The organism is Kitasatospora sp. NPDC127067 (assembly GCF_042724755.1).
Taxonomy (GTDB): domain Bacteria; phylum Actinomycetota; class Actinomycetes; order Streptomycetales; family Streptomycetaceae; genus Kitasatospora; species Kitasatospora lactacystinica.
This window is the reverse complement of sequence record NZ_JBHXEM010000285.1, coordinates 1-2,402: the sequence shown is the minus strand read 5'-3', so window position 1 is coordinate 2,402 and position 2,402 is coordinate 1. Positions and strand designations below refer to the sequence as shown.

The following is a 2,402-nucleotide window of genomic DNA, read 5'->3' as shown; positions in this document are numbered from 1 at the left end:
TGGCCGCGCTCCTCGCGGCCGACCCGCCCGGTCCGGCCGACACCGAGGGGGTCGGCGAACGACTGAACGAACTGCTGCGCGGCTGGGGCCGGCGCGCCGGCGCACCGGGCGGCGAGGCACCACCGCCCGGACCGGTGGACGACACCGTCACGGCGATGGAAACGGCGACAGCGGACGAGCTGTTCGCCCTGATCGACAACGACTTCGGCAACGCCTGAGAGAGAGCTGGCACTGATGTCCGACGACAAGAAGCTGCTCGACTACCTCAGGCGCGTCACCGCCGACCTCGGTGACGCCCGGAGGCAGCTGCGCGAGGCCGAGCAGGCCCGCCACGAACCGATCGCCATCGTCTCCATGGCCTGCCGCTATCCCGGCGGCACCGACACGCCCGAACTGCTGTGGGACCTGGTCTCCCGGGGCGCCGACGCGATCTCCGCCTGGCCGGTCAACCGCGGCTGGGACCTGGAGGGCCTCTACGACCCGGACCCCGAGCGGCCCGGTACCTCCTACACCCGGCACGGCGGCTTCCTGCACGACGCCGCCGAGTTCGACGCGGAGTTCTTCGGCATCTCGCCGCGCGAGGCCCTGGCCATGGACCCCCAGCAGCGGCTGGCACTGGAGACCGCCTGGGAGGCGGTCGAGCGGGCCGCGATCGACCCCCGCACGCTGCGGCGCACCGGCACGGGTGTCTTCCTCGGGGCGATAGGCAACGGCTACGGCGAGGGTTCGCGCCACCTCCCCGAGGTCCAGGGCCTGTTGGACACCGGGACCGCGAGCAGTGTGGTCTCCGGCCGGATCGCCTACACCCTGGGCCTGGAAGGGCCCGCCGTGACCGTGGACACGGCCTGCTCCTCCTCTCTGGTCGCCCTGCACCTGGCGATCCGGGCCCTGCGGGCCGGCGACTGCACGCTGGCCCTGGCCGGCGGGGTGTCGGTGATGGCGACCCCCGACGCGTTCGTGGCGTTCAGCCGCCAGCGGGCACTGTCGGCCGACGGCCGCTGCAAGGCGTTCGGGGCCGACGCGGACGGAACCGGCTGGTCCGAGGGCGCCGGCGTCCTGCTGCTGGAGCGCTTGTCGGACGCGCGGCGCAACGGGCACCCGGTGCTGGCCGTCGTCCGGGGTTCGGCCACGAACCAGGACGGTGCGAGCAACGGGCTGACCGCGCCGAGCGGTCCGTCGCAGCAGCGGGTGATCCGGGCGGCGCTCGCGGACGCGGGCCTGACGGCGTCCGAGGTGGACGTGGTGGAGGCGCACGGCACCGGCACCACCCTCGGCGACCCGATCGAGGCGCAGGCCCTGCTGGCCACCTACGGCCAGGGGCGGCCCGCCGAACGGCCTTTGTGGCTGGGCTCGTTGAAGTCGAACATCGGCCACACCTCGGCGGCGGCCGGAGTGGGCGGCGTCATCAAGATGGTGCTGGCGATCGAGCACGGCGAACTGCCCAGGACCCTGCACGCGGACCGGCCGACGCCCATGGTGGACTGGTCGTCGGGAGCCGTGGAAGTCCTCTCCGAGGCCCGCGCCTGGGACGACACGGGACGCCCGCGCCGGGCGGGCGTGTCCGCCTTCGGCGTCAGCGGCACCAACGCCCACCTGATCCTGGAACAGGCCCCGGCGGAGGAAGCCGAACCGGTGGCCGACACCGCGGCCGGCGGCGACGCGTACCCGCTGCCCTGGGTGCTGTCGGGGCGTACCGACGGGGCGCTGCGCGACCAGGCGGCCCGGCTGCTGGCACACCTGAGCGCCGGCCCCGCACCCCTGCGGGCCGCCGACACCGGCCGCGCCCTCGCCCTCACGCGGACCGCCTTCGAACGGCGCGCCGTGGTGGTGGGCACCGACCCGGACCGGCTGCTCGACGGCGTGAAGGCGCTGGCGGAGGGCCGCTCGGTGCCGGGGCTGGTACAGGGCGACGGTGTGTCCTCGGGTCGTTCGGTGCTGGTGTTCCCGGGTCAGGGTTCGCAGTGGGTGGGGATGGCCGCGGAGCTGTTGGCCGAATCGGCTGTGTTCGCGGAACGGATGGCCGAGTGCGGGCGGGCGCTGGCGCCTTACGTCGACTGGTCGTTGGCGGAGGCGCTGGGTTCGGAGGCGCTGCTGGCGCGGGTCGACGTGGTGCAGCCGGTGCTGTGGGCCGTGATGGTGTCGCTGGCGGAGGTGTGGCGCGCGTTCGGTGTGGTTCCGGACGCGGTGGTGGGCCACTCGCAGGGCGAGATCGCGGCCGCCTGCGTGGCGGGTGGTCTGAGTCTGGAGGACGGGGCGCGGGTGGTCGCGTTGCGTTCCCGTGCGGTGGGTGCGCTGGCGGGCCGTGGCGGGATGGCGTCGGTTCCCCTGCCGGTCGAGGCGGTGCGGGAGCGGATCGCGGGCCGGTTGTCGGTGGCGGCGGTGAACGGTCCGTCGTCGACGGT

2 protein-coding genes are annotated in these 2,402 nt (G+C 74.4%); both read left to right on the top strand.

Going from position 1 to position 2,402, the window contains the following annotated elements; translation table 11 throughout:
• Positions 1 to 218: hypothetical protein (locus ACFWJ4_RS41425; RefSeq protein WP_380554608.1), on the top strand; the 218-nt coding region annotated here is incomplete at its 5' end.
• Between the two features lie 16 nt (positions 219 to 234).
• The coding region (locus ACFWJ4_RS41420; protein WP_380554605.1) for a type I polyketide synthase at positions 235 to 2,402 on the top strand (2,168 nt) is incomplete at its 3' end.